Here is a 23,474-nt window from a genome sequence, read left to right as displayed (position 1 = left end):
TGAGTACTCCCCGTTCATCTGATGCCCAAAGAGTGAGCAGAAATAGGCATAATGCAAGTGAAAGTTTTTTGACATCAGGCATAACATAGTGTTATGAAATTTCTCGAACTCTCCGCAAATCTGGGGCTAAGCCATTGAAATTCAAGCTGAGGCAGTTAGAGGCCTTTCAGGCCGTTGCGCAGACCGGATCGGTCACCCGGGCTGCAAAAACTTTGGGCATTTCGCAGCCCGCCACCAGTCGCCTCTTGTCCGACTTTTCCAACTCGGTTGCGATCGAGCTGTTCCAGCGCAAGGACGGCATGCTGATTCCCACCAGCGAAGCGCGCTACCTGTTGTCCGAAGTTGGCCGGGTCTTTGACAGCCTGCGCCATCTCGAAGAACTCAACCGTGACCTGACGGATCGCACCGCCGGGCATCTGCGTATTGCCTGCCTGCCGGGCTTTGCCAGCTCCCATCTGCCAAAACTGCTCGCCAAGTTCCTGCAGCAGCGCCCCGGCGTAAATCTCACGCTTGAGCCGGACCGCCCGGAACGGATCCTGGAGTGGATCATAGGGGAGCAATATGACTGTGGCATAACAGATGGATTCTCTGGCCATCCGGCCGTTGAACATATTGATATTGCCATCAAAACGGTTTGCATTTTCCCACGCGGTCATCGGCTTGAAAAACTGGAGCGTATCTCGCCGATGGATCTGGTGGATGAAAAAATCATCCACACCCGCAAGGGCAGCCCATTTTTCACCAGCCTGTCGCAGGCCTTTTCAGATCATGGTGTGCTGTTGAATTCCTGGGTCGAAGTCCGCCAGTTCTCGACCGCTTGCCTTATGGTGGCCGAAGGTCAGGGGGTCTCTGTTGTCAGCGCTCTGGATGCGGATCAGTTCAAGTCAAAAAACGTCCAGTCCCGCCCCTTTGACCCTGAGATTTCCCACTGGCTGTCCATACTGCGGCCCGCCTCTGGCAGCAGGTCTCTGCTCTCGCTGGATTTTGTCGATACCTTTTTGGAAAGCCTACAGCCCTATACCGCCGACCCCGCCCCGCGATAGCCGCCAGGCAAATTCCCCAGGCCGATCTCACAGGCCGTTCCCCCAGGCCAATCCCCCAGGCACCTTGCCTATGGGCTAGGACGCGGCGCCCGGAGTACCTGTGGTGTCTGTCGGACCGGCGGAAAGCGCCTGCATATCACGCCACAGGCGGTTCAGCGTCGGCTTGCTGTTTTCCTTGTCACGGTAAAGCCGAATTTCCAGCGGATGCCGGTGTTGCGGGTGACCAACGATCTGCATCCGCCCCTCTGCCAGCTCCTCCTTGCACAGCTCCTGCGGCAACCAGCCAAGGCCAAAGCCCTCAAGCACCATGGCCTTGACAGAATTGGCCAGCGCGCTTTGGTTCACCACCAGCGTCTTGGGGCCATCAGCATTTTGCCGCAGGGCATGTTCCACCACCGAGCGCAACGCCGAGACCGTCCCGTAGGACAACAGCGACACCGGCTTTTTGGGAGGGATATCAAAATGATGCAACGGCCCGTCTGGCCCGGATTTGGACACCGGCACAAAGCTATCTTTGGTCAAGGTGATATGGTCACAGTTCCCCAACGCCAGCGGCGCCAGCGCATCCATTGAAGGATGCCAATAGGTCAGGATCACATCGCAATAGCGCTGCTGCAGGGCTGACACAAACTGATCCGCCGCCCAGCCGGTGGAGTTCAAATCAATCTCCAGCCCGCCCTCCGTCACCAAGGGGGCGATATGGGTTTTGTAATGCGTCATATAGAGCGACTGCGAGGTGGCAAAACGAATGACATTTTCGCCAGCCGCATCAATGATCTGGCAGCGCTCCAGCGTCTCGTCATAGGTACGCAGCATGACGCGCGACTGGGCCAGAAACACCTCCCCCGCCGGGGTCAGCGACAGCGGCAGGGTCTGGCGATTGATCAATTTGACGCCAAATTCCTCCTCCAGCGCCCGAATGCGCCGGGAAAAGGCCGGCTGGCTGACATTACGCTCTTCGGCCGCGCGCGAGAAATTCTTCTGCGCGACCAAGGCCTCAAAGTCTCTGAGCCAGGCTATGTCCACTGTGTCATTCCGTTCCGCGCCTTCCGGGCCCTACCCGTCCAGCCGGTCTTCTTCGACGGCATGGCAGGCCACCAGGGCCCCGTCTGGCTGCAGCTGGGGACGGGGTTTTTCATTCTGGCACCGGCTATTGGCATGGGCACAGCGACTTTCAAACGGGCATCCCTGTGGCAGGTTGATCGGTGTCGGAATTTCGCCACGCAATCTGATGTGGTTGGGATGATCATCTTTTAACTGCGGAACCGCAGAAAGCAAAGCACGGGTATAGGGATGCTTGGGGTTCTCAAACAGCGTGGCCGTATCCGACAGCTCGCAGACCGAGCCCAGATAAAGCACCGCGACCTTGGTGCCAAAGTGCTGCACCACGCTCAGATCATGGGTGATGAACAGATAGGTGAGGCCGCGCTGATCCTTGGCCTCCAGCATAAGGTTCAGCACCTGCGCCTGGATCGACACATCCAGCGCCGAAATCGGCTCATCCGCGATAATGAATTCAGGATCCACCGTCAAAGCCCGCGCAATGGCGATCCGCTGACGCTGGCCCCCAGAGAACTCATGCGGATAGCGCCCGGCCCAACTGGGATCCACGCCCACCGACCGCATCACCTCTGCCACCTTGTCGCGCACCTCGCCCCTGGACAGGGCGGGATTGTGATAGCGTACCGGTTCTTCCAGCGCCTGCTGGATGGTCATACGCGGGTTCAGCGATGCATAGGGGTTCTGAAAGATCATCTGCATCTTTTTGCGCAGCGGCATCATTGCGCGGCGCGAGCGGTTATCAATGCGTTCGCCGCCGTAGTGGATTTCCCCACTGCTGGGCGTCAGCAGGCCTGCAATCAACCGGGCCACGGTGGATTTACCACAGCCGCTTTCGCCCACCACACAAAGCGCCTCTCCGGCGGCGACCTCCAGCGAGATATCGTTGACGGCATGGACTTCGCGCTTTTCCTGAACCAGCTTGCCACCCTTGAACTTCAGGGTTTCAAGAAAGCCACGGTCCAGCTCAAAGCGCTTTTCCAGATTGTCGATCTTCAACAGGGGCTGAGGTGTCGTCATCAGTTCATCTCCTCAGCTTTGTCGCTGTGCAATCGGTTGACCTCGTGGCAGGCCACCTGGACATGGGTGTATTGCACCGGTTTTGGCGCCTCAGTCCGGCAGTGATCCTGCACATATTCGCAGCGCGGACTAAAGGGGCAGCCCTTGGGAATGGAGGTCAGCGAGGGCATATTGCCCGGGATCTGTTTCAACCGCTGGCCCGGTTTGGTCTGCTGCGGCAGCGCGTTGATCAGCCCCTGGGTATAGGGGTGCTGCGGGTCGTTGATGATCTCACGGGTGCGCCCGGATTCGATGATCCGCCCGGCATACATCACCAGAGTGCGTTCGGTCATCTGGCTGACCACCCCCAGATCATGGGTAATCAGGATCAGGCCGACCTTGTTGGATTCACACAGCTCCAGCAATAGCTCCATGATATCGGCCTGTATGGTCACATCCAGCGCCGTTGTCGGCTCATCCGCGATGATCAGCTGCGGGTCCAGCAGCAGGGCAATGGCGATGATGATCCGCTGGCGCATGCCGCCCGACAGCTCGTGCGGGTATTGGTCCAGACGCTCCTCGGGAGAGGGAATATAGACCTCGCGCAGCTTGACGATGGCGATCTGTGCCGCCTCCGCCTTGCTGAGCTTGCGATGCGCCATCAGGGTTTCCACCATCTGCTGGCCAATGGTCAGCACCGGGTTCAGCGTCACCATGGGATCCTGAAAGATCATCGCCATCTGATTGCCGCGAATGCGGCGCATCTGGGCATCCGACATCTGGGCGATATCATCGCCCTGAAACAGGATCTTGCCACTATCCACAAAGCCAGGGCGGCTGAGCAGGTTCATCAGGGCAAAGCCGGTGATGGATTTGCCGGCGCCGGATTCCCCGACAATGCCCAGGCGTTCGCCCTTGGCCAGATCAAAGCTGATCTGATTGAGGGCGGTGACGGTATTGTCGCGCATGGCGAATTTCACGCTCAGGTCGCGCACGGAAAGCAAGGACATTGCGCTTATCCCTTATACAGTTTGGGGTTCAGGGCATCGCGTAGCCAGTCACCCAACAGATTGATCACCAGCACCAGAACCACCAGCACGATGCCGGGAATGGCGGTGATCCACCAGCTTCCCGAAAAGATATAGTCAAACCCGGAAGAGATCAGCGACCCCAGCGACGGCTGGCTGGGCGGCATGCCCAGCCCGAGGAAGGACAGCGAGGCCTCGGAAATGATCGCATTGGCCACCTGCACGGTGGAGATCACAAAGATCGGCGACAGCGAGTTGGGCAGGATGTGACGCACCATGATGCGCATCGGGCCAAAGCCCAGCACCCGGGCGCTGTCGACATATTCCTTCTTTTTCTCGGCCAGCACGGTGGCGCGCACGGTGCGGGCATATTGCGGCCACTCCGCCACGCCAATCACCGCAACCAGGAAATAGATTGCATATTGGTTGAAGGTTTCTGACCCAAACATCGCCTGGGTCACCGCCAGAAAGATGATCGCCACCATCAGGGTGGAAAACGACAGCTGGATATCGGCCAGTCGCATCAGCAGGCTGTCGATGCGCCCACCGACATAGCCGGCGATCAGACCAATCGAGATACCAAGAAAGGCCTGCAGCCCCACCGCACAGATGCCAATCAGCAGCGACAGGCGGGTGCCATATAGGATGGTCGACCACAGATCGCGGCCCTGATCATCGGTGCCCAGCATGAACTGCGCATCAGCCCCATCGACCCAAACGGGGGGGTATTCGCTGTTCATGATGTCGATCTGTCCCTGATCATAGGGATCAAAGGGCGCAATCAGCGGCGCGCAGAACGACATCACCGCAATCACCATGAAGACGGCCAATGAGACCATGGCCACCGGGTTGCGCCGGAAGCTGTAGCCGATGTTGGAATTCCAGATCTGCGCCCAGCGCGATGGTTCGGCGGTGGTATTCAGGCTGCTCATGCGCCCATCCTCGCAAGATTGACGGTGGGATTGACCAGCCCGTAGATCAGGTCAACGATTGTATTGGTGACAACAAAGATAAAGCCAACAACGATGAGATAGGCCACGATCAGCGGGGTATCGACGCGGTTCACCGCCTCCAGGAACATGAAGCCCATGCCCGGCCACTGGAACACCGTTTCGGTCAGGATGGTATAGGCCACCATGGTGCCGATCTGCACCCCGCCCACGGTGATCACTGGCAGCAGAGTGTTCTTCAGCGCATGCACAAAATAGATCCGCCAGGGCCGGATACCCTTGGCTTTGGCGTATTTCACATATTCGCTCTGCAGCACTTCCATCATTTCCGCCCGGATCAGGCGCACAAACAGCGGCAGCATGATCGAGGCCAGCGCGACTGAGGGCAGCAGGATATGCATCCAGCCATCCACAGTGGCAAAATTGGTATCCCAAGAGCCAAAGACATGCACAACATCACCGCGACCATATGAGGGGAACCAACCATATTCGACTGAAAACACGTAGATCATCAGGATCGCCGTCAAAAACACCGGGATCGAAATACCAATGATCGAAATCCCCATAATCAGACGGCTGAGGATCGTATTGGGGTAGATGGCGGTATAGACGCCCACCGGGATCGACAGGCCGATGATGATGAACGAAGCCCCCAGAACCAGCTCCAGGGTGGCGGGCAGCTTGTTGAGGATCACATCCAGCGCCGGCTCTTTGAAGAAATAGCTGGTGCCCAGATCGCCCTGCAGCGCATTGCCGGCAAAGCGCAGATATTGGGTGAGGAAACTGTCGTTCAGCCCCAACTCGTCGCGCAGCTCCTGGCGAACCTCTTCGCTTACGGATTGTCCGACAAGCTCTCGTAGCGGATCACCAAGGTTATCCTGAATGGCAAAACCGATCAGCGAGATGACAAACATCACCGCGATGGCCTGGAACACGCGTTTCACAAGGTAAGCAAACATGCTTTGACACCTTCCTGGGGTAGTGGGGCCTGGGGCAGTGGGGCCTGGGGCAAGTGGCAGTCGGCAACAGATGTCACCCTCCTGAACCTACAGGACGCAGACATAAAGCAAACTGTCTTGGAAAGAAGCCGGAACGGGTCGACATGACCCGCCCCGGCCTAAAGTTGGAGCTTTCCTTAATCGACGACAAGGTCACCGAAGTAAGGGAAGTTCAGTGCATTCACGATGGATTCAGCGTGAACACCTTTGCGCGCACCCCAGGCAAGGTTCTGCCAGTGCAGTGGGATGAAAGCCGCCTCGTTGTAGAGGATGGTTTCCATCTGCTGCAGCATCTCGGCGCGCTTTTCAGGATCGGTTTCCGAATTGGCCTTGGCCATCAGCATGTCTGCTTCTTCGTTGCAGTAGTTGCCCGAGTTATACTGACCATTGCCGGTTTCCTCATTGAAGCAATGGCTCAGGAACTGGTGGAAGTTGGCCGAGTCTTCGGTATCCGAGTGCCAGCCGATCATCATCATGTCTGCTGCGCGCTCGTCAAAGGCGGGCCAGTACTGGGCCTTTGGCATGGTCTGCAGGTCAACCTTGATGTTGATCTTTGCCAGCATCGAGGCAACCGCCTGGGCGATCTTGTCGTCGTTCACATAGCGGTTGTTGGGCGCCATCATGGTCAGCTCAAACCCGTCGGCATAGCCTGCTTCGGCCATCAGTTCCTTGGCCTTGGCAACGTCAAAACGTGGGGCCAGATCGGCGTTGTGACCCAGATAGCCAGCGGGGCTTGCCTGGGCGCCAACGGTGCCAAAGCCACGCATGATGCGATCCACGATACCGGCGTTATTGACGGCATAGTCGATGGCCTTGCGGACGCGGGCATCTTTCAGCGCTTCGACACGGTTCTGGTTCATCTGGAAGGTGATGATCCGGGTGCCGGGCATGGTGATCAGATTGGTGCCTTCGTTTTCGTCAACGCGGGTCAGGTCAGTGGGGGGAACCGGCGCGATGAAATCAACATCGCCAGACAGCAGGGCGGCCACACGGGTGGGGCTTTCCTTGATCGGGGTCAGGATGATCTGATCCACATTGCCAGCGGTTTCGGTATCCCAGTAGTCCTCAAAACGGTCAAAGACCATCTTGACGCCCTGCTCGCGCGAGGTGACCACAAAGGGGCCGGTGCCGGAAACATTGCGCGAGGCAAAGCTGTCGCCGTGTTTGACCAGCTCAGCGCGATCCTTGCCGTCCTCAGTGGTGCCGGAGTAGAACTTGCTGTCCATCGGGAAGATATAGGTCACCGTGTGCAGCACCAGCGGATAGGGCTCCGAGGTGATCAGATCAAAGGTAAGATCGTCGATCACTTTCACATCGGTGAACAGGCTGAAAATACCCTTGAAATCGGGGCTTTCTTTCAGGCGATCAAAGGTCCAGTCGACATCCGCTGCGGTCAGCATGTTGCCGGAATGAAACTTCACACCGTCGCGCAGGTGAAACCGCGTGGTGTTTTCGTCGATCTGCTCCCAGCTGGTCGCCAGACGGGGTTCAAACTGCAGGTCCTGGGTCCAGCGGACCAGCGGGTCAAAAGACATATGCGAGAACTGCAGCGTGCCCCCGGACAGTTGCTCATGTGGGTCCAGTGACACCGGGTCGGCGTCATAGGCAACTTTGACTGTGACTTCGGCCTGAGCCACGGCGCCAAAGGCGAGCGACATCACACCAGCCGCAGCGATGCGGATAAATTGGTTCATTCTTCCCTCCATGTCGGACGCCTTGGTTGGCCTCCTGAAACAGTGAGAGATACCTAAGCCATGGCGCCCAACAGGGGCCAATGCCAATTTCAAATCACCCATGCAAATCGGGAATAGAGCGCATATCGCGCGGGCGCCAAACAGCAAACAGCGCCCGGCCCAAACCGGTGCAAAGCGCTGTTCTGAATGGATTACTCGCAAATCAAGACGATGTGCCCCCTGGCCTTTTCTGGCTGATCCACCGCTAGACCGAGACCTTCGGCAGCACCTCTTCGCGGCTGGTGCTGGCCTTTTCGCCATCAAAGATGACCTCGCCCCGGCGCAGCACCACGATGTGATCTGCCAGATCATAGGCAAAATCAAAATACTGCTCCACCAGCACAATGGCCATATCCCCCCGGTCGCGCAACAGCCGGATCACCTCGCCGATCTGCTGGATCACATTGGGCTGAATGCCCTCGGTTGGCTCATCCAGCAGCAGGAGTTTGGGCCGGGTGATCAGCGCCCGTGCAATGGCCAGTTGCTGCTGTTGCCCGCCCGACAGATCACCGCCGCGCCGGTCGATAAAACCCTTCAGGATCGGGAACAAATCAAACAGCTCATCCGGGATATGGTGTTCGGATTTGGGCAGGCAGGAAAAGCCGGTTTCCATGTTTTCGCGCACGGTGAGTTGCGGAAAGATCTCCCGCCCCTGTGGCACCACCGCGACGCCCTTTTGCGCCAGCCTGTGCGCGGCCATAACCGGCAGCTCTTCGCCATCCAGAACCATGCGCCCGCCTGTGCGCAGATGCTGGCCGCAGATCGCCCGGATCAGGCTGGTTTTGCCCACCCCATTGGTGCCCATCACGCAGGTCACCGCCCCTGCCTTGGCCGCAAGCGAGACCCCATGCAGGATTTGCGAATGACCATAGTGCAGGGTGAAATCGTCAAGTGTCAGCATTCGTCAGCGCCCCAGATAAACGTCAATGACCTGGCTGTTGGCGGTCACGTGATCCAAAGAGCCTTCAGCCAATACAGCCCCCTCGTGCAAGACCGTGACGCGGCAATCCAGCCTGCGCACAAACTCCATGTCATGTTCCACCACCACAACCGCGCGGGTCTTGGCGGCCTCGACCAGAATGGCGGTGGTGTGCTCACGCTCGGCCGGGGTCATGCCAGCTGCGGGTTCATCCACCAGCAACAGACGCGGCTCTTGCGCCAGCAACATGCCAATCTCCAGCCACTGTTTTTGCCCGTGGCTCAGCTCGCCGGATTTGCGCCCCAGCGCCTCTGCCAGGCCAATTTCACTGGCCAGCGCATCCACCCGCGCCAGGTCGGCAGCGGTGGCACGATAGAACATCACCGCAAAGGGACTGCGGTTTGAGCGCAGCGCCATCAGCAGGTTTTCCAGCACCGTCTGATCCTCAAACACCGTGGGTTTCTGGAACTTGCGCCCAACGCCCTCGCGGGCGATGCGCGCCTCGCTCATCCCCAAAAGCGAGATATTGCGCGGCCCCCAGGTCACCCGGCCCGCGTCCGGTTTGGTCTTGCCGGTGACGATATCCATAAAGGTGGTCTTGCCCGCGCCATTGGGGCCTATGATCGCCCGCATTTCCGCCTGACCAATGGCAAAACTGAGGTTGTTGATCGCCTTGAACCCATCAAAACTGACGGAGACACCCGAGACTTCCAGAAGCATGCTCATTGCTCGGCCTCCTTTTCGCGCAGGGCGCCGACGCCCGGTCCCAGATCCGCGCCGTGGCGGTCGGGCTGGCGGCGGTCGCTCCACAGATCAACCAGCCCGCCAATGCCACGCGGCGCAAAAAGCGTCACCAGAACAAAGCTCAGCCCCAGCACAATCAGCCACCAATCCACCCATTTCAGAGTGTAAAAGCCAAGGTTCAGATCCGGCGCCTGACCGCCGGTAAACCAAGAGGACACCAGGCTGACAAAGATGGCGCCGATCACCGCCCCGTACAGCCGTCCGCGCCCACCAATGGCCACCCAGACCGCCAGATAGATCGAGGCAACAGGGGCAATCTCCGCCGGGTTGATGATACCCGCCTGCGGATAATACAGCGCCCCGGCGATACCTGCGATGATCGCGGTGACGGTAAAGATGAACAGCTTGTAGCCCTCGACCGAATAGCCCAGAAAGCGCACGCGGGCCTCGTTGTCGCGAATGCCGCGCAGCACCGAGCCAAACTTGCCTGCCACAATCCAGGCCGCAAACAGATAGCCCAGCGCCAGCGCCGCAGCCGAGGCCCAGAAGAACCAGATCGACAGGGTCGCCTGTGGCACATGATCCATGCCCGGCAGGTTCTGCAGCCCCGACAGCCCGTTGTTGCCGCGCAAGCCACTGTCGTTTTGAAACAGATAGAGCGCCAGCCCCAGGGTCATCGCTTGCGTCAGGATCGACAGGTACACACCGGTCACCCGCGAGCGGAAGGCCAGCCAGCCAAAGACCAGCGCCAACAGCCCCGGAACCGCCACCACCAGCACAAGCTGCAGCAGCAGACTGTCCGCAAACATCCAGATCAGGGGAAACTCGCTGGATCCCACCACGCCAAAGATCTGATTGCCAATGGCATCGACAATCTCGCTATCGGTTGCGGGGATCGGTGCCTCAGACAGCGACGAGACAACAATCGCCTGCGTGCGGGCATACATCAGCCACATGCCGATCATATAGCCGCCCAGACCAAAGAAGGCAAAATGGCCCAGCGACAGGATGCCCGTGTAGCCCCAGACCAGATCCATCGCCAGCGCCACCAGCGCCAGGCACAGCGTCTTGCCCAAAGTTTTGACAAAGCTGGTCGAGATCACCCCGGCCCCGGCGCCATCGGCCAACAGGGTCACGCCCAGCACAAACAGCGCTAGCACCGCCAGAAACACCAGCGTCGACGGGTTTCGTTTGAGGAATGTGTCGGACATGGGTTCAGTCTCCTGCCGCCCGGCCTTTGAGAGCGATGATCCCTCGTGGGCGAAATTGAATGAAGACGATGATAAAGACGATCATATAGGTCTGTGCCGCCAGGGTGTTCGACGGGTTCAGCCACTCGACGCCCTTTTGGAAAAAGCCAATCATGGTGGCGCCTGCCAGGGTGCCCCAGATATTGCCAACCCCGCCGACAACCACGGTCATGAAGCTCTGGACGATGTAGTCCGAGCCAAGCTCTGAGGTCACCTTGGCAAACAGTCCGATGGCAACGCCTGCGATACCGGCAATACCGGACCCCAGGCCAAAGGTGAGCATATTCACCCGCTCCGGGTTGATCCCCATGGACCCGGCCATGGCCCGGTTCTGCGTCACCGCACGGGTTTCCAGCCCCAGCCGGGTGCGGCGCATAATGAACAGGAACACGCCCAGAAAAATCAGGGCCAGCATGAAGATCGCGATGCGAATATAGCTGATCGAGACCACATCGTTGATGATCCAGGCGCCATCCAGCCAGCCCGGCGCGGTCAGCGGGCGCGCCTGGGTGCCAAAGATGTTCTTGGCCAGCTGTTGCAGCGCAATCGAGATGCCAAAGGTGGCCAGCAGGGTCTCTAGCGGACGATTATACAGCCAGCGAATGACCAGCCGCTCCATCGCCACCCCGGCGGCAAAGGTCACCGCAAAGGCCAGCGGCACTGCCACCAGGATCGACACCGTATGGTTGGGGATCACCTGCTGCACCACATAGCCGGTATAGGCCCCCATCATGATGAATTCGCCATGGGCCATATTGATCACCCCCATCACCCCAAAGGTAATGGCAAGGCCAATGGCGGCGAGGAAATAGATCGAGGCCAGCGACAGCGCATCCAGCGTCAGATCTACCGCCTGACCAACGGCCACCTGGGTGGCAATGGAAGTGAGCGCCGCCTGCGCAGCTTGGGTCATGACCGCCGAGGGTTCATCATAGATTTCGGCAAACACATGCGCGTTCAGGCTCTGGGTAATTTGCTCAGCGCTGACCAGCGCCCGGGCCTGTCCGGCCTCGACCAACGCAGCATAAGCGCGTGTACGGGTGTCTTCCTTGTTTAGCTGCGCCAGCGGAACACCTCCGACCCGGCCACCCTCGATATGGGCAGCCAACGTCGTGCGGATCTCATCGCTGGAGAGCCGCGCCGGGGCCAGTTTGGCCGCAACCAGGAGATCATAGGCCGCATCCGGCGACAGCGCGCCCGCCCCCGGCGCCACCCTGCGCGCGACGTTCAAACCCGCCGGGATCTCGCCTGCAAAGGCCCGCAGCTGGGTCGAAACCAGCGGATTGAGCGTCGCCCGGACGTCCAGCCCCAGATCCCCGGAGAGGGATTGAATAGTGGCAACGCGGCGGGCCTCATCCGTGCCGTGGGCGATGGTCAAAAGCTGCTCGATGCGCATCTTTCGCGCCTTCAGCACCGGGTCTGTCTCGCCCGGGATCGAGGCGCGCAGTGGCGCCAGCAGCGCACCAGCGGGGGCGCGTTCAATCGCCAGCAGCGCCTCCTCGCGGCGGGCAGGATCCGGGTCGGATAGCTGAAACTGCACCAGCGCGGTGGCGATCAGCGCCCGAATGCCGCTGTTGGGTTTGATCTGTTTCAGGTCCGATTTGGCCACATCACCAACCGCCTGCCCGGTATCAAAATCAAACAGGCGATAGTTTTGGCCTTCCAGCTTTTCGCCGCGAAAGAACATCCCGTCAGATATGCGCATCCACAGGGCCTTGACCTGCCAGGCCTCCAGCACGGCCTGGGCCTGGGGCAAGCCGCTCTCGGCGAGGGCGGCGATGGCCGGGGCAATTGTCTTGCGTGAGCTTTTCTGGATCAGCGCGCTTTGCTCTTGCAGGATGCTTTGCACCGGGGCTGGTTCAGGCACCTGTTGAGCAAGGGCAGCAAGGCTGGACAGAAGGACCAGAAGGCCCGCCAAAAAGGAAGTTCTCATGATGCTGGTGCCTTCAATGTCCCGCAAAGGGCATACCCCTGCGGGACTGTTACGATCAGTAGTTCGAGTTCAGCTGAACGCAGGTTTTGGTTTCGGTGTTATACATACCGCAACCGATGTCTTTCCAATCGGACATCAAGACCGCACTTTCGGGCAGGAAGTCGGTCCAGGCGTCGCCGGGGACTTCGGTGGTCTGGCTGATGATGTCAAACTGGCCGTCTTCCTGAATTTCGCCAATCAGCACCGGCTTGGCCAGGTGGTGGTTGGGCAGCATCACGGCGGTGCCGCCGGTCAGGTTGGGGAACTCCTGGCCATACATGGCGCTGCGCACCGCATCCACATCAGCGGTTTTTGCCGCTTCCACCGCGTTTACCCACATGTTGAAGCCGATGTAATGGGCTTCCATTGGGTCATTGGTGACGCGCTCATCGCCCATGGTGGTTTTCCAGGCCTCGATAAAGGCGGTGTTGGCCTCGCTTTCAGCCGACTGGAAGTAGTTCCAGGCCGCCAGGTGGCCCACCAGGTTGGAGGTATCCAGACCCGACAGCTCTTCTTCGCCCACCGAGAAGGCAACCACGGGGATGTCATCGGCCGAAATGCCCGCTGCGGCCAGCTCTTTGTAAAAACCGATGTTGGCATCGCCATTGATGGTGGAAATCACCCCAACCTTTTTGCCATCTGCCGCCAGGGCAACAACATCTGCCACGATCTTAGACCAGTCAGAGTGACCAAAGGGGGTGTAGTTCACAAAGATATCTTCGCTCGCAATGCCCTTGGACTGCAGGTAGCTTTCCAGGATATTATTGGTGGTGCGGGGATAGACATAATCGGTGCCGAGCAGCGCGAATTTTTCAACGCCCAGCTCTTCGAGGAAGTAATCTGTCGCCGGGATTGCCTGCTGGTTGGGGGCCGCACCGGTGTAGAACACGTTCTTGGAGCTTTCCTCTCCCTCATATTGCACCGGGTAGAACAGCAGGCCGTTCAGCTCTTCGATTACCGGCAGAACCGATTTGCGGCTGACGCTGGTCCAGTTGCCAAAGATCACATCGACATCATGTACGGTCAGCAATTCACGCGCCTTTTCGGCAAACAGCGGCCAGTCAGAGGCCGGATCGACAACCACCGCTTCCAGCTCACAGCCCAGAACACCACCAGCGGCGTTCTGCTGGTCGATCAGCATCAGCATGGTGTCTTTCAACGTGGTCTCGGAAATCGCCATGGTTCCCGACAGCGAATGCAATACGCCCACTTTATACGTGCAATCGGCGGCCAGGGCCGGTGTGCTCAGGGCGGCGACAGCGGCAGTGGCTGCCAAAGTGGTTTTTAGATTGATCATGTTTATCTCCCGGCGGAGGGGGTCGGGGGTGCTTGCGTCAACGCGCATCTTTCCGTACCCAGTCCCCGCAACCTTTGTTGCACCCGTGTGGCGGCCGGTCAGAGCTGCAATTCGTCTGGTCGTCACACACCCTTCAAAAACAATTGCTCTCGGCAGGCACATATAGTGCTTCTGCATTGCCGCATTTGAAGCAACGTGCGGTGCCGCGTTTTCCCCCGCCATACTGTAAATTGATCAAAAATTGGGCATTTAGGCGCGTCGCGCACCAAAAAACAGGCAATGCGTTTTTCAAAAGCGGCTTTTTGCAAGTTTTTGTGGAGCCTTTCACCGGAACTGCCGAAAAAAAGGGCAACCGACTTGCAGCCGACCCGCTGCTGTCGTCGGGCCTGCAGCCTGACCTGCAAACCTGGCCGGCAAAACGGGCCTAAGACCCTAACCTGCCAAAGGAGACCGGCATTACTCTGACCGCTGACATATCGCAGCAAGCCGCCCGGCCTATCGCCCTTGCCCGGTCTGCCCCCCCTGCCCGCCCCGTGCAGCCCCGTGCGCAGGGGGCTGTTGGCCTTTCGGTCAAACAGACCTCTCGGGGATCAGCACTGCAGCGGCTGCGTCAGTCCGGCTCGTTTAGATGCCTGTTTCCGCGCCCCAAGACCACAACGCTAGAGGCGGTGCTGATCAACACAGCCGGCGGCATCACTGGCGGCGACGATATGCGTATCAACGCCGCGGTCGGTGCCAATGCCGCCCTGACCCTGACCAGCCAGACGGCTGAGCGCGCCTATCGCGCCCAGCCCGGTGAAGTCGGGCGGCTGCAGACCAAACTGACTGTTGCCGCAGGTGGCCATGTAAACTGGCTGCCGCAGGAAACCATTCTGTTCCAAGGCTGCGCCCTGTCGCGTCGGCTCGATGTGGATCTCGCTCCGGATGCCACCGCCCTGCTGGTGGAGCCGCTGGTCTTTGGCCGCCTGGCCATGGGAGAAACACTGACACAGGGGCGCTTTCATGACCGGATTGTGCTGCGTCGCAATGGCGCCGAGCTCTACCGCGACGCCATGCGCTTTGACGGTGACATGCAGGCGCAACTGGACCGCCCGCATGTGGCGGCAGGGGCGCGCGCGCTGGTCTCCGTGATCTATGTGGCACCGGATGCCGGCGGCCAGTTGGCCCCGCTGCGGGCCATGCTGCCCGCCCAGGCCGGTGCTTCGGTGATTGGGGAAGACCTGTTGCTGCTGCGCATTCTTGCCGCTGATGCCCATGAGCTGCGCCTGAGCCTGATCCCGATCCTGAACCGCCTGACACAGGGCACCCTTCCCCGATGCTGGATGATCTGACATGAACCTGACCCCCCGAGAAAAAGACAAACTGCTGATCGCCATGGCCGCCGAAGTGGCCCGCCGCCGTCTGGCGCGCGGCGTCAAGCTGAACCATCCCGAGGCCATCGCCCTGATCACCGATGCCGTGGTGGAGGGCGCCCGCGATGGCCGTTCCGTCGCTGACATGATGGAGGCCGGCGCCGAGGTCATCAGCCGTGACCAGTGCATGGAGGGCATCCCCGAGATGATCCATGACGTCCAGGTCGAAGCCACCTTTCCCGACGGCACCAAGCTGGTGACCGTGCATAACCCCATCCGCTAAAGGAAATCCCCGATGAAAACTCTGTCTCTTGCTGCCGCCTCCGGTCTGTCTCTTGCGCTACAAGGCACGCCAGTGCTGGCCCATGGTGCGGTAGAAATCCACACCCATCCCAAAGACATGCTGGGCCTTGCGGCGCTGGTCGCGCTGGTCATCGTCGGTGGCTATATTGCCTGGAAGACGCGCACATGATCCCCGGAGAGCTGCTGCCTGCGCCCGGCAATCTGACGCTGAATGCGGATCGTGAGGCGCAGGTGCTGATGGTCGCCAATACCGGCGACCGCCCGGTGCAGGTGGGGTCACACTATCATTTCGCCGAGGCCAACCCGGCGCTGGAATTTGACCGCGACGCCGCACATGGCTGCCGCCTGGACATCGCCGCCGGGACTGCCGTGCGGTTTGAGCCCGGCCAGCGCCGCGAGGTGCAACTGGTGCCCTTTTCCGGTGCCCGGCGGGTCTTTGGCTTTAACCAAAAGGTCATGGGCGCGCTCTGACCGTCGCTGTCACCCTCGGGGCGCATGCAACTGCGCCCCAATACCAAACTGTTTTGCCGAGGTTTCAACCGTATGCCCACCCAGATTTCCCGCGCTGATTATGCCGCCATGTTTGGCCCGACCACTGGCGACAGGCTGCGCCTTGCCGATACGGACCTGATCATCGAGGTCGAACGCGACCTCACCGCCGAGCGCGCTGCGGGCTCAAGAAATGCCGCGCTCTATGGCGAAGAGGTCAAATTTGGCGGCGGCAAGGTGATCCGTGACGGTATGGGGCAATCGCAGGCCACCCGCGCCGCTGGCGCCGTAGACACGGTGATCACCAATGCGCTGATTGTCGATCACTCTGGCATCTACAAGGCCGATGTGGGTCTGCGGGACGGGCGCATTGCCAAGATCGGCAAGGCAGGCAACCCTGATACCCAGCCCGGCGTTGATGTCATTGTTGGCCCCGGCACCGAGGTGATCGCCGGCGAGGGGCGCATCCTGACCGCAGGGGGATTTGACAGCCATATCCATTTTATCTGCCCGCAGCAGATCGAAGACGCGCTGCATTCCGGCCTGACCACCATGCTGGGCGGAGGCACCGGGCCAGCCCATGGGACTTTGGCCACCACCTGCACCCCCGGTGCCTGGCACCTTGGTCGCATGATGCAGGCGGCGGATGCGTTTCCAATGAACCTGGCCTTTGCCGGCAAGGGCAACGCATCGCTGCCTGCCGCCCTGGAAGAGCAGGTTCTGGGCGGCGCCTGCGCTTTGAAACTGCATGAAGACTGGGGCTCAACCCCGGCCGCCATCGACTGCTGCCTCTCGGTGGCAGACGCCATGGATGTGCAGGTGATGATCCATACAGATACCCTGAATGAAAGCGGCTTTGTCGAACATACCCTGGGCGCCATCAAGGGCCGCACCATCCATGCCTTCCACACCGAGGGCGCCGGCGGCGGCCACGCGCCGGATATCATCAAGATCTGCGGCGAAGAGCATGTGCTGCCCTCCTCGACCAACCCGACGCGGCCCTTCACGGTGAACACGCTGGAAGAGCATCTGGATATGCTGATGGTCTGCCACCACCTGGACAAATCCATCCCCGAAGACGTCGCCTTTGCCGAAAGCCGCATCCGCCGCGAGACCATCGCCGCCGAGGATATCCTGCACGATATGGGCGCATTCAGCATCATTGCCTCTGACAGCCAGGCCATGGGCCGGGTGGGCGAAGTGCTGATCCGCACCTGGCAAACCGCTGACAAGATGAAGAAACAGCGCGGACGGCTGGCCGAGGAAACCGGCGACAACGACAACTACCGGGTGCGACGCTACATTGCCAAATACACCATCAACCCGGCGATTGCCCATGGGATATCCCATGAAATCGGCAGCCTGGAAGAGGGCAAACGCGCCGATCTGGTGCTGTGGAATCCGGCCTTTTTTGGCGTCAAACCGGAAATGGTGCTGCTGGGAGGCTCTATCGTGATGGCGCAGATGGGCGATCCCAATGCCTCGATCCCGACGCCGCAGCCGGTGTATTCGCGGCCGATGTTTGGCGCCTTTGGCCGCGCCGTGGAAAACTCTGCCGTGACCTTTGTCTCTGCGGCCGCACAGGCCGCCGGGATCGGCCAGAGCCTGGGACTGGCAAAGCACACTGTGGCGGTGCAAAACACCCGCAACATCGGCAAGAAAGATCTGCGCCTGAACACCGCCACCCCGGTGATGGAGGTGAACCCCGAAACCTATGAGGTGCGCGCCGATGGGGAGCTGCTGACCTGTCAGCCCGCCGAAGTGCTGCCCATGGCCCAACGTTATTTCATGTTCTGAGGAGGCCGCAATGGACCTGCCAACCGCCCGCGAAGTGATCCACAGCCACCATGGCGACGACCAGGTGACGCTCACCTATGATGCACGGTTTTTGCGCCGCAAGGTTCTGACCACCACCTCCGGGGCGCAGTTCCTGGTGGATCTGGCGCAGACCTCATCTGTGGGACAGGGCGATGCGTTCAAGCTCTCTGACGGGCGGCTGATTGAGGTCATCCCCGCCACTGAAACCCTGCTGGAAGTCACCGGCGATCTGCCCCGGCTCGCCTGGCATATCGGCAACCGCCATACCCCCTGTCAGGTCGAAGAGGATCGGCTGCTGATCCAGATGGACCATGTGCTGCGCGATATGCTGGAAAAACTGGGCGCTGATCTGCGCCAGGTTGACGCGCCCTTTACCCCCGAAGGCGGCGCCTATGGCCACGGACGCACCCATGGCCACAGCCACTAGCGCGCAGGTCCTCACGCTCAGCCAATGGCTGTCGCCGGCCTATCCGGTGGGCGCCTTTGCCTATAGCCATGGCCTGGAAGCGGCTGCGGATCAGGCCTGGCTCCGCGATGGCGCCGATCTGGAGGCTTGGCTGGAAGAGGTGCTGGAGCATGGCGCCGGGCGCGCGGATGCGCTGTTTCTGGCGGCTGCCTGGCGCGCCAAAGAGACCGCTGATCTGGCCGCAGTCGACGCCACCGCCTGTGCCTTTGCGGCGTCACGGGAACGGCTGCTGGAAACCCGTCAGCAAGGCCGCAGCTTTGGCCTCGTGACCCAGGGGATCTGGGGCGCGCCGCTTGCCGGGCTGACCTACCCGGTGGCGCTGGGGGCGGCTGCGGCGGCTGAAGGCTTGCCGCTGGAGCTGACCCAGGTGATGTACCTGCAGGCCTTTTTGTCCAATCTGGTTGCCGCCGGCCAGCGCCTGCTGCCGGTGGGCCAGACCGAGGGGCAACAGATCCTGCAACGGCTCAGCTGCCGCCTGCCCGCCATTGCAGAGCAGACCCGCGATGGCGATCTGGGCCAGCTCTCGGCCACCGCCTTTTTGGCCGACATCGCCGCGATGAAACACGAAACCCAACGATCAAGGATATTTCGCACATGATGAGCCCCAATGGCCCCCTTCGTATTGGCATCGGTGGACCGGTTGGTGCCGGCAAGACCACGCTGACCGCTGCGCTGGCCGAAACCCTGCGCGGGATACATTCCATTGGCGTCATCACCAATGACATCTACACCCAGGAAGACGCCGAAGCGCTGGTGCGCATGCAGGTGCTGCCGTCGGACCGCATCATCGGGGTAGAGACCGGCGGCTGCCCGCATACGGCCATCCGCGAAGATGCCTCGATCAATCTGGCGGCGGTGGCTGAAATGGTAGACCGCCACCCGGAGGTCGAGATCGTGTTGATCGAAAGCGGCGGTGATAACCTGTCGGCCACCTTCAGCCCCGAGCTGGCGGATCTGACCATCTATGTGATCGACGTGGCCGCAGGCGAAGAGATCCCCCGCAAGGGCGGCCCGGCGGTGACCCGTTCGGATATTCTGGTGATCAACAAGACCGATCTGGCGCCGCATGTGGGCGCCAGCCTGGAGGTGATGGAACGCGACGCCGCGCGTATGCGACAGGGGCTGCCGACCTATTTCACCAATCTAAAGGCCCGCGTCGGTGTCGATGCGGTCTGGCAGGAGATCCGCAACATCGGCGGCCTGCCCTCGGCGGGAAAGCGCCCCGCCCGCTGAGCGCCCAGACCTGCGTGAACGGGCGTATACGGGCGTGACCCAACGTGACGCTGGTGCTGGGCGGCAAAGGGCGCCAGCCTGCGGGGAACGACACAGAACCACTGGGTCAGGAGGCCTAAATGTTTACCGTACATCATCTCAACAACTCACGCTCCCAGCGCGTTCTCTGGCTGCTGGAGGAGCTGGGGCAGCCCTATGAGATCGAACACTATCAGCGCGATAGCGTGACCAATCTGGCGCCCCCAGCGCTGCTCGCCAAACACCCCTTGGGCAAATCGCCCATGCTGGAGGTAGACGGGCGGATCATCACCGAAAGTGGCGCAATTGTTGACTATCTCTGCGCCGGCTTTGGGCCGCAACTGGTGCCCGCGCGCAACACCGATGCCTATATCACCCATCTGGAGCTGATGCATTTTGCCGAAGGCTCTGCGATGACGCCCATCCTGTTGCAGCTTTATGTGGGGAAACTGGGCGAAGCTGGCGCGCCGCTGGCGCCGCGTATCGCCCAGCAACTGCAGAGCCACTTTGCCTATATGGAGAGCCAGCTGCGCCCCTCGGGTCATTTTGTTCAGGATGACCTGTCAGCCGCAGATATCATGCTGAGCTTCCCCGCCGAAATCGCCATTGCTCAGGGTCAGGGGAAAAACCTGCCAAAACTGGCGGGCTTTGTGGCCAGTATGCAGGCGCGACCGGCCTATCAGCGGGCGCTTGAAAAAGGTGGTGCCTACGCCTTTGCCTAGGCCTGCCACCCGGCAGAGCCCTGAGCACACTGAAACTGCTCAGGGCTCTGCTCCTTCACTTTTGTCTCACCCGGTCCTCGCCTCGCACCGCGCAAAGGCGCCTTCTTGGCGCGGTCGGCAAAGACCTGGTGAGCCTTGGCATTCGGTGCTCTGACCGGGGGCGTTTTTTAGGCATGACCACTGCCAGAACGAGAGCCCAGGTCAGCTCTGACATCACCAAATCCATCACCAAATCGCCTGGCCACATCAGTATCAGTGGGGCTGCCCGGCAAACCGCAGCCTGCACAGGCAGGTTCGCCACAGCCGCATAATATTCGGCGGGAGGACAGTCTGCTACAATCGGTACATGAGCTTTTCCAATTGGCACAAACACCCGGAAGGGTTGTTCCGACTCCCCAGTGCCCGGCAAGAATCCGCCAGTCAGATCAGGCGGATCAGGCAGGTCAGGCGGATCAGCTCAGCTCAATTTGATCCTACGCCCGTCCCTCCCCAGACTGATGCCGAAAGAGACAAAAGCAGTGACAAGGTTCTGCCATCCCCCGCACCCAAGCCTGTCATTTGGGCCCAAAACCGGGGAACAGAACCGGGCGGCAAAATGGAAACCCTGCCGTGACAGCCGCGCAGGCGGGGTCGTCACCACCACCGGGCGAAACAGTGCCAAAACAACGCCCTAGTCCGTGCTCTGCCCCCGACAGATCCCCGCGCGCCCAAGCCTGTCGCACAATGGCTATGGCCCCGCGAATTTCCCCAAAGGGCGGCAATGTGCTGAGCTTATTCTGAATCGGAGCGGCCCGCAGCGCGCAGGATTTTCTGCGCTGACACCGCAAAACGATCGGGTGCATAACATTTTTTGTCCTTGGTTTTATTTAACTGGTGCACAGCCCGCAGCCTTGCTGCGCTGCCTATTGAAGAATGGCTTGGAGTGTATTCCCCCCCTTTGGATCCCGAACGGTGACCATGGCTGCGATTGACGGGCTTGATCACCGAGCACCCAAAGGGCAACACTTGCAAAAAGACAGAAACAGGGGTGCGGTTTTGGGGCGAGGTCACTCGTCCGGATCACCCCGATTAAGGTACCGCTCACTTTTTGCGCCCTATGCTCCGCGCAATAGGTGGTTTCTAGACTATAAGATTGTGAACGATTGCTACCGGCACTTGGTTGGCCAAACAAGGAACGATGTAAAGGGCACCGCAAGGATAATGCGAATGTTGAATTTATCACCAGACCTTAAGGCTGCGGTGGCCGCTCAAAACCAACTGGTCCGCGAAGACATGCCCTCTCGGTTTGCTTCGATCACCGTCGTTTCGTTCCTGTCGCTCTACTACCTGCCGTTTCAGACCGTCTGCCTTATCTATCTCTGCATCGCCATCATCGAGCTTATCGGGCTTTATGTGTACAACAAGTTGAAGCGCGAGGTCACTCTCTCCGGAGTTGTGATCCTCTCGCTCTCCGCCTTTGTTGGCATCTTGTTTTTCAACGCCATCCCCATACTGCTATTTCTGCAGCCCGACGCCTTTCCCAAGCTCGCCGGCACCATGCTGTTGGTGATCGCGCTCAATCACTGCGTGGTAGCCCGCGCTGAGTGGATGGTCTTTGGCCTGATTACTGCATTGCCAATCATTTGCGCTGTCGGATTTATGATTGTCAGCTTTCTTTACTCCTTTGCCAGCCCGGTTGAGATCGGCATCGCCGTTGTCATTCTGGTGCTTGGGGCCGGGTATGTTGCCCATAGTATGCGGTCGCTCAACCAAATGACCGACCGGCTGCGCCACGCCCTGAGCGCCGCTGAGGCCGGAAGCCGCGCCAAGAGCCGTTTTCTGGCTGCCATGAGCCACGAGATCCGCACCCCGCTGAATGCCATTTGCGGCATGGCCGAACTCATCGATGAAGAAGACACTGACCCAAAGACACAACAGGAGCGCAGCCTGTTGCTGCGGCAATCCGCTCAGGCGCTCACCGGTATTTTGAACGATGTTCTCGACCACGCCAAAGTGGAATCCGGCCATATCGAGGCCAATCTCACCGCAGCCTCGCCCCGGGTTGAAATCACCAGTGCGGTGGAAATGTTTCGCGCGCCTGCTCGGGCCAAGGGCCTGCAGTTCAGTCTGAGTTTTGGAGAGGGTCTCCCAGGCTACGCTGAATTTGACGCCCTGAGACTAAGGCAGGTGATTGGAAACCTGGTTTCCAATGCGGTCAAATTTACCGAATCCGGGCATATCAAGGTCCATGTGACGGCGCAGCAGGACCAGGATCACGCCATTCTGACCGTCCAGGTTTCGGATACGGGGCGCGGTATCGCCGCAAATCAGCTCCCTCATCTCTTTACCGAGTTTTACCGGGCAGTGGATAAAAATGCGCCCACGGTGCCGGGCACTGGTCTTGGGCTTTCCATTGCGCGCCGGTTCGCACGGATGATGGGGGGAGACATTTCAGTCAGCTCCGTTCTGAAGAAGGGAAGCTGTTTTTCCTTCACCAGCCAGGTCAAGGTCCTGGAAGAGCCCAAAGCCACTGCAGAGTTTTCCGACAACCAAAGCACCACAGAAGGCGCGCAGGAGCTGGACCATGATCTTGGTATCAAAACCATATTGCTTGTCGATGATACGCAGTCCAACCGCATGGTTGTGCGCTCCTTTCTGAAAAAGAGCAATGTCGAGATAATCGAGGCCGAAGATGGGGCCAAAGCTCTGAAATGCCTGGAGCAGCGGCCTGTGGATCTTGTTTTGCTAGACATGAAAATGCCAATCATGGATGGCGAGGAAACCTTGTTGGAAATGGCCAGACGCGGCGGTCGAATTGCCGCAACGCCGGTGGTTATGCTCACGGCAAATGCCGCAACCGAAGACCGCCAACGGTTCCTCGCGCTTGGGGCCTTGGGCTATATCGCCAAGCCAGTAAAGAAATCGGTCCTGTTGTCTGAGATTCGCAGCGTTTCGGCATCCAGCCGTGCAGCAAAAACCTCACAGTAAACCGCGGCCTCTGCCACCCAGGGACACATCCCCCCAAGATGTTCTTGTGTAAGTTAATGTAAAATTTACGATTGCCTGTAAAAGTTGTTTTAAATTTTAGCATATCCCTCAAGA

At 59.8% G+C, this 23,474-nt stretch carries 23 protein-coding genes; 12 read left to right on the top strand and 11 right to left on the bottom strand.

The window, feature by feature from the left end:
- Nucleotides 1-134 precede the first annotated feature (134 nt).
- The gene (locus ARCT_RS0108025) at nt 135-1,043 is read left to right on the top strand and encodes a LysR substrate-binding domain-containing protein (protein WP_027239601.1); all 909 of its coding nucleotides are present in this window, start codon (nt 135-137) and stop codon (nt 1,041-1,043) included.
- Between the two features lie 75 nt (nt 1,044-1,118).
- On the opposite strand, the gene ARCT_RS25675 is transcribed toward ARCT_RS0108025, so the two are convergent.
- The 11 genes from ARCT_RS25675 to urtA all read right to left on the bottom strand — a co-directional run bounded on the left by ARCT_RS25675 (nt 1,119) and on the right by urtA (nt 13,992).
- Nucleotides 1,119-2,069: a LysR family transcriptional regulator gene (locus ARCT_RS25675; protein ID WP_051360611.1), complete on the bottom strand. Its 951-nt coding sequence runs from the start codon at nt 2,067-2,069 to the stop codon at nt 1,119-1,121.
- A gap of 30 nt (nt 2,070-2,099) precedes the next feature.
- Nucleotides 2,100-3,122: an ABC transporter ATP-binding protein gene (locus ARCT_RS0108015; RefSeq protein ID WP_027239600.1), complete on the bottom strand. Its 1,023-nt coding sequence runs from the start codon at nt 3,120-3,122 to the stop codon at nt 2,100-2,102.
- Nucleotides 3,122-4,111, bottom strand: a complete 990-nt coding sequence (locus tag ARCT_RS0108010) for an ABC transporter ATP-binding protein (protein WP_027239599.1) — start codon at nt 4,109-4,111, stop codon at nt 3,122-3,124. Before ARCT_RS0108010 ends, ARCT_RS0108015 begins: the two co-directional genes overlap by 1 nt.
- 5 nt (nt 4,112-4,116) lie before the next feature.
- Nucleotides 4,117-5,061 (bottom strand): ABC transporter permease, encoded by a 945-nt coding sequence (locus ARCT_RS0108005; RefSeq protein ID WP_027239598.1) that lies wholly within the window; start codon nt 5,059-5,061, stop codon nt 4,117-4,119.
- Nucleotides 5,058-6,038 (bottom strand): ABC transporter permease, encoded by a 981-nt coding sequence (locus ARCT_RS0108000; RefSeq protein ID WP_027239597.1) that lies wholly within the window; start codon nt 6,036-6,038, stop codon nt 5,058-5,060. Before ARCT_RS0108000 ends, ARCT_RS0108005 begins: the two co-directional genes overlap by 4 nt.
- 176 nt (nt 6,039-6,214) lie before the next feature.
- Nucleotides 6,215-7,771: an ABC transporter substrate-binding protein gene (locus ARCT_RS0107995; protein WP_027239596.1), complete on the bottom strand. Its 1,557-nt coding sequence runs from the start codon at nt 7,769-7,771 to the stop codon at nt 6,215-6,217.
- Between the two features lie 244 nt (nt 7,772-8,015).
- Nucleotides 8,016-8,711: an urea ABC transporter ATP-binding subunit UrtE gene (gene urtE / locus ARCT_RS0107990; RefSeq protein WP_027239595.1), complete on the bottom strand. Its 696-nt coding sequence runs from the start codon at nt 8,709-8,711 to the stop codon at nt 8,016-8,018.
- Nucleotides 8,712-8,714: 3 nt separating this feature from the next.
- Nucleotides 8,715-9,455, bottom strand: a complete 741-nt coding sequence (gene urtD / locus ARCT_RS0107985; protein ID WP_027239594.1) for an urea ABC transporter ATP-binding protein UrtD — start codon at nt 9,453-9,455, stop codon at nt 8,715-8,717.
- Nucleotides 9,452-10,684, bottom strand: a complete 1,233-nt coding sequence (urtC, locus tag ARCT_RS0107980; protein WP_027239593.1) for an urea ABC transporter permease subunit UrtC — start codon at nt 10,682-10,684, stop codon at nt 9,452-9,454. The genes urtD and urtC overlap by 4 nt, the downstream gene beginning before the upstream one ends.
- Before the next feature lie 4 nt (nt 10,685-10,688).
- Complete coding sequence (gene urtB, locus ARCT_RS0107975) at nt 10,689-12,656, bottom strand: urea ABC transporter permease subunit UrtB (protein ID WP_027239592.1); 1,968 nt, start codon at nt 12,654-12,656, stop codon at nt 10,689-10,691.
- Between the two features lie 55 nt (nt 12,657-12,711).
- Nucleotides 12,712-13,992 carry an urea ABC transporter substrate-binding protein gene (gene urtA / locus ARCT_RS0107970; protein ID WP_027239591.1) on the bottom strand — a complete coding sequence of 427 codons (1,281 nt, stop codon included), beginning with the start codon at nt 13,990-13,992 and terminating at the stop codon, nt 12,712-12,714.
- Nucleotides 13,993-14,177: 185 nt separating this feature from the next.
- Here urtA and ARCT_RS0107965 point away from each other — a divergent pair, with 185 nt between their 5' ends.
- From ARCT_RS0107965 to ARCT_RS0107915, 11 genes are all read left to right on the top strand, one after another.
- Nucleotides 14,178-14,420 (top strand): hypothetical protein, encoded by a 243-nt coding sequence (locus ARCT_RS0107965; RefSeq protein WP_027239590.1) that lies wholly within the window; start codon nt 14,178-14,180, stop codon nt 14,418-14,420.
- Nucleotides 14,421-14,525: 105 nt separating this feature from the next.
- Nucleotides 14,526-15,323, top strand: coding sequence for an urease accessory protein UreD (locus tag ARCT_RS0107960; protein WP_027239589.1), 798 nt, complete (start codon nt 14,526-14,528; stop codon nt 15,321-15,323).
- Nucleotide 15,324: 1 nt separating this feature from the next.
- Nucleotides 15,325-15,627, top strand: coding sequence for an urease subunit gamma (locus ARCT_RS0107955; protein WP_027239588.1), 303 nt, complete (start codon nt 15,325-15,327; stop codon nt 15,625-15,627).
- A gap of 12 nt (nt 15,628-15,639) precedes the next feature.
- Nucleotides 15,640-15,816, top strand: coding sequence for a hypothetical protein (locus tag ARCT_RS27930; protein ID WP_154665328.1), 177 nt, complete (start codon nt 15,640-15,642; stop codon nt 15,814-15,816).
- Nucleotides 15,813-16,118, top strand: a complete 306-nt coding sequence (locus ARCT_RS0107945; RefSeq protein WP_027239587.1) for an urease subunit beta — start codon at nt 15,813-15,815, stop codon at nt 16,116-16,118. Before ARCT_RS27930 ends, ARCT_RS0107945 begins: the two co-directional genes overlap by 4 nt.
- Before the next feature lie 72 nt (nt 16,119-16,190).
- A complete protein-coding gene (gene ureC, locus ARCT_RS0107940; RefSeq protein WP_027239586.1) occupies nt 16,191-17,933 on the top strand; it encodes an urease subunit alpha in 1,743 nt (580 codons plus the stop codon).
- A gap of 10 nt (nt 17,934-17,943) precedes the next feature.
- The gene (locus ARCT_RS0107935) at nt 17,944-18,381 is read left to right on the top strand and encodes an urease accessory protein UreE (protein WP_027239585.1); all 438 of its coding nucleotides are present in this window, start codon (nt 17,944-17,946) and stop codon (nt 18,379-18,381) included.
- Nucleotides 18,365-19,018 carry an urease accessory protein UreF gene (locus ARCT_RS0107930; protein WP_027239584.1) on the top strand — a complete coding sequence of 218 codons (654 nt, stop codon included), beginning with the start codon at nt 18,365-18,367 and terminating at the stop codon, nt 19,016-19,018. The genes ARCT_RS0107935 and ARCT_RS0107930 overlap by 17 nt, the downstream gene beginning before the upstream one ends.
- Entirely contained in the window at nt 19,015-19,653 is a 639-nt protein-coding gene (ureG, locus tag ARCT_RS0107925) for an urease accessory protein UreG (protein ID WP_027239583.1), read from the top strand. Before ARCT_RS0107930 ends, ureG begins: the two co-directional genes overlap by 4 nt.
- Before the next feature lie 119 nt (nt 19,654-19,772).
- Nucleotides 19,773-20,393 carry a glutathione S-transferase family protein gene (locus tag ARCT_RS0107920; protein ID WP_027239582.1) on the top strand — a complete coding sequence of 207 codons (621 nt, stop codon included), beginning with the start codon at nt 19,773-19,775 and terminating at the stop codon, nt 20,391-20,393.
- A gap of 1,206 nt (nt 20,394-21,599) precedes the next feature.
- Nucleotides 21,600-23,360 carry an ATP-binding protein gene (locus ARCT_RS0107915; protein ID WP_027239581.1) on the top strand — a complete coding sequence of 587 codons (1,761 nt, stop codon included), beginning with the start codon at nt 21,600-21,602 and terminating at the stop codon, nt 23,358-23,360.
- Nucleotides 23,361-23,474 lie beyond the last annotated feature (114 nt).

The sequence above is a fragment of the Pseudophaeobacter arcticus DSM 23566 genome, from assembly GCF_000473205.1.
Taxonomy (GTDB): Bacteria; Pseudomonadota; Alphaproteobacteria; order Rhodobacterales; family Rhodobacteraceae; genus Pseudophaeobacter; species Pseudophaeobacter arcticus.
The sequence above is the reverse complement of the archived record's forward strand: the minus strand, read 5'-3'. Positions and strand labels throughout refer to the sequence as shown.